This is a genomic window from Sandarakinorhabdus oryzae (assembly GCF_009733735.1).
Lineage (GTDB): Bacteria > Pseudomonadota > Alphaproteobacteria > Sphingomonadales > Sphingomonadaceae > Sandarakinorhabdus > Sandarakinorhabdus oryzae.
Genome location: NZ_WNJP01000220.1, coordinates 1 through 3,807 on the forward strand (window position 1 = coordinate 1; position 3,807 = coordinate 3,807).

The 3,807-nt window shown below is 69.1% G+C and carries 2 protein-coding genes; both read left to right on the plus strand.

Annotated features, from left to right (window positions below; genetic code table 11):
• On the plus strand, positions 1–1,148 hold a 1,148-nt coding region (icmH, locus tag GJ693_RS14515; RefSeq protein ID WP_156256981.1), incomplete at its 5' end, for a type IVB secretion system protein IcmH/DotU.
• The coding region (gene tssM / locus GJ693_RS14520; protein WP_156256982.1) for a type VI secretion system membrane subunit TssM at positions 1,145–3,807 on the plus strand (2,663 nt) is incomplete at its 3' end. The genes icmH and tssM, both read left to right, overlap by 4 nt.

Consider the following 3,807-nt stretch of genomic DNA (forward strand, 5'->3'; position numbering starts at 1 on the left):
CGCGCCTGCTGGCGCTGGCCGCGGCTGTGCAGGCCGATCGCCAGGTGGCGGACGTGGCCGCGCTGCGCGCCCGCGCCGGCGAGGAGGCCAAGGCGTTTGAAAAGCAATTGAGCGCGATGGGGCTTTCGGGTGAAGACAATGCTCGTGCTCGCTATGCCGTGCTGGCGACGGTGGATGACATCGTGCAGAATCTGCCCGGCGGTGCCCAATCCGATTGGGCGCGTCTGAGCCTGGTCGTGCAGAGCTTTGGCCAGGCCTTTGGCGGCGACCAGTTCTTCACTATTCTCGATACGATGCTGCAGCGGCCGCAGGCCAATCTCGACATGCTGGAGCTCTATCACGCCTGTCTGGCCGTCGGCTTCCTGGGCCGCGCCCGGGTCGCGCCCGATGGCCGCCAGCAGATCGAATCCCGCATGAGCGCCATCTACAGCGCGCTGGCCGGCGTGCGCCCGCGCCCGGAGACGGACCTGGTGCCGCAATGGCAGGGCGTGCCGACGCCGATGCCCAAGGTGGGCTGGCTGGCCCGCGCCATTCTGGTCGCCGCAGCCGTGCTGGCGGTGCTGCTGCTGATCTTCCTGGTGCTGAAATTGTGGCTGGATGGCCGCGACGAGGCCGTCCGCGCCGCACTGCGGCCGCTGCCGCCGGTCACGCAGGCGCGCATCGACCGGCTTGGCGCTGACGTGCCGGCGCTGCAATCGACCCAGTTGGAGCGCATCCGCGCCCGCCTGCGCAACCCGTGCATCGAGGCGCGCGACGATGGTGCCACCATCCGGCTGGTGATCTCGCAATGCCCCGGTCTGCCGGGCGGGATGTTCACGGCCGGCGCGGCGCTGCTGGCGCTGGAATATGTGCCGATCATCGAGGAGGCCGGCCGCGCGCTGGCCCCGGAAACCGGCCAGATTGCCGTGGTCGCCCACACCGACAGCGATCCCATAAGGGGCGCGCTGGCGGCCAGCTTCCCCGACAACATGGCGCTGAGCCAGGCGCGCGCCGAGGACGTGGTGTCGATCCTGGCCCCGCTGATGACCGATCCGGCGCGCCTGTCGGCCGAGGGCCGAGGCGACCAGGAACCGGTGAACCGAGCCGATACGCCTGAAGCCAAGGCGCAGAACCGGCGTGTTGAACTCGTGCTGCCGCGGAGCGAATGATGGCCACGATCCGCAAATTCTTCGGCAACTGGTGGGTGCTGGCGGTGGGCGCGGCCCTGCTCGCCACGCTCATCGTCTTCCTCGTCTGCGGGCTGTTCGTCAGTTCGCTCCTGTTCCTGCGCTGGTGGCTGATCGCGCTGGTCTGGCTGGTGTTCGGCGGCGTCGCCGGCTGGCGCTGGTGGAAACAGCGCAAGGCCGATGCCGCGCTCACCGAGGCGATTGCCAAGCCGGCCGATCTGGAAGGCGAGGCGATGGCCGCCAAGATGCGGTCCGCGCTCGACCAGGTGAAGGGGCAGGGCAAGGGCGCCCTGTATAACAAGCCCTGGTATGTCATCATCGGGCCGCCCGGCGCCGGCAAGACGACGCTGATCCAGAAGAGCGGGCTCCGATTGCTTACCGATGAGGCGACCGCTGGCGTTGGCGGCACCCGCAATTGCGACTGGTGGTTCACCGATGAAGCCGTGCTGATCGATACCGCCGGCCGCTATACCAGCCAGGACAGCAGTGCGAGCGAAGACGCGTCGGGCTGGCGCAAGTTCCTCGGCACGCTGAAGAAAGCTCGGCCGCTGCAGCCGCTGAACGGGGTCATCGTCGCCATCGGCCTCGATGAACTGGGCAAGGCCAACGCCGAAGGGCTGGAACGCCACATCGTCACGCTGCGCGCCCGTATCGCCGAACTGTCGCGCGAACTGGGCCTGGAACTGCCGGTCTATGTGCTGTTCACCAAGGCGGACTTGCTGGTCGGCTTCACCGAGTTCTTCGACGATCTCAGCGTGGAGGGACGGCGGGCCGTGATTGGCCACACGCTGCCGCTGGTGGCGGACCGGCCGAGCCAGGCCAGCCTCGCCGCCGGCTATGACGATGCGGTGCAAGCGCTGGCTGATCGGCTGCCCAATCGCCTGCAGAACGAAGGTGATCCGGTGCGCCGCGGCGCGGCCTTCACCCTGCCGGCGCGCTTCATCGATTTGCGCGCCCGGCTGATCCGCCTGCTTGATGGCGTGTTCGGCGAAGGCGCCACCAAGACGCCCCACGCCGCTGCCGCCCGCCTGCGCGGCTTCTACTTCACCAGTGGGGTGCAGCAGGGCACGCCGTTCGATCGCCTGCTCGGCAGCCTGTCGGCCACCATCGGCCAGGGCCAACGTGCGCGGCCGTCGAACCCGCGCGCCTTCTTCGTCAATCGCCTGCTTGCCGAAGTCATCATCCCCGAAGCCGGCCTTGCCGGGCCGGACATGGCACGGCGCAAGCGCAACCGCGTGCTGCAACTGGCGGCAGCCGGTGCCGGCGGTGTCGTGGCGCTCGGCCTTGCAGGCGCACTCGTGTACAGTTTCATCAACAATCGCGGCGGCCAGGATGCGACCCTGGCCAGTGCCGAGGCGATCAAGGGTGGCCAGACCGCGCTTGATCCGGGCGACCGTGTCTCGCTGTCGGCCTCGCTGGCTGAACCGCTCGACGTTCTCGACGCGCTGCGCGACCGGCTGCCCTATGGTGTGGCCCCGGCGGCAGACCCGCCGCTCAGCCAGCGCTTCGGCCTCTACCGCACCAGCCTTGCCGATGAATCGGCGCGCGCCTATCGCGACGGCCTGCAACGTTATCTGCTGCCGCGCCTGATCGTGGCGTCGGAAAGCGCCCTGCGCGCGGCTGGGGATGATCCGGTGGCGGTCTATGAACCGCTCAAGGTCTATCTGATGCTGGGCAACCGCGCCGGCGCCCGGCGCGACAATGGCTATATCCTGCAATGGCTGGAGAATGACCTCGCCGCGCGTGAGTTCCCCGGTGAGGAAAATGCGCCGACCCGGCGTCGCATCCTGTCGCACGCCCGCGCGCTGCTGGCAGACGAGGGCCGCTTTGGCCGGCAGCTGACCGGCGGGCTGCTCGATGGCCCGTTGGTCGAGGCCACGCAAGGCATCGTCGCGGCGATGAGCCCCGAACAGCGTGCGCTGGCCCTGCTCAAGCAGCAGGTGGGCGGCGATGCGTGGCGCATGGTGGGCAACGCGCTGTTGCCGGGCGAGGCGCAGGCCTTTGCCAACCCGTCGGAACTTGAATCGCTCAGCGTGCCCTACCTGTTCACCAAGGCGGGTTTCCAGAAGGGCTTTGCTGCCAATCTCGCCACCATCCGCGACGCGCTCGACAAGGATCGCTGGATGCTGGGCAGCAGCGCGGCGGCGCAGGTGCCGCTCAACATGGGCCAGCTGGGCGCGCTCTATGCCGATGAATATGTGCGGCGCTGGCAGACGGTGCTGAAGGCACCGCAACCGGGCGATTACGCCAGCGATACCACTGCACTGGCGCGGTTGGCCAACAAGGGCACATCACCGCTGAAGAAGATCAGCGACCAGGTGGTGGCCAATGTCTCCGGCCTCAGCGTGCAGATCAAGGCACCCACCCTGCCGGGTGGCGCGCTGGGCCAGGCCGCCGGCAAGGTGCTGGCGGCCGAAGCCGGCCAGGGTGCCGCGGCCGTGGCTGCCCGCCAGATCGAGGCGAGCTTCCAGGGTCTGAAGGCCTATGCCGGCGGCGCCACGCCGCAGATCGGCCAGCTGCTCGATGCGCTGGGCAAATATCAGCTGGCGCTCGCCCAGGCCAAGGTCGCCGGCGGCGGCGGTGGTGGTGGTGGCGGCGGTGCCGCCGGCATCGCGGCGGCCGCAGCCGAACTGCAGGTGGC